Origin of the sequence: Pseudoalteromonas sp. SG43-7, from assembly GCF_014164295.1 — a bacterium.
GTDB lineage: Bacteria > Pseudomonadota > Gammaproteobacteria > Enterobacterales > Alteromonadaceae > Pseudoalteromonas > Pseudoalteromonas rhizosphaerae.
Genome location: NZ_JACJEY010000200.1, coordinates 1 through 347, shown reverse-complemented (window position 1 = coordinate 347; position 347 = coordinate 1). Strand labels below are relative to the sequence as shown.

Annotated in this window: 1 protein-coding gene; it reads left to right on the top strand. The window is 39.5% G+C overall.

Features of this window, described 5'->3' with window-relative positions:
* On the top strand, nucleotides 1-249 hold a 249-nt coding region (locus H5200_RS23525; RefSeq protein ID WP_182762904.1), incomplete at its 5' end, for a transposase.
* Nucleotides 250-347: the final 98 nt, after the last annotated feature.

The following is a 347-nucleotide window of genomic DNA, read 5'->3' as shown; positions in this document are numbered from 1 at the left end:
CAGTTTAAAAATGATGAATCGCGTAAAAAGCTAAGCTACATCGACAAAATGAAGGTCAAAATAGACAGCCCAATCGGGCGACGACAGTACAGCAAACGACTTGGCTGTATAGAGCCAGTGTTCGGGAATATTACAGTTAACAAAGGCATGAATAAATTGACCTTACGCGGTCAAACGAAAGTGAATGCCCAATGGCAACTGTATTGCTTAGTTCATAATATAGAAAAGCTGCAAAACAGGACGCATTAATAAAGGTAAGCTGCTACCTCTCCAAATAAGCCACTTAAACACCTGTCATACCTTCCAAAACGCCCATTAAAGCAACAGCAAATCCTCTTTTTATATTT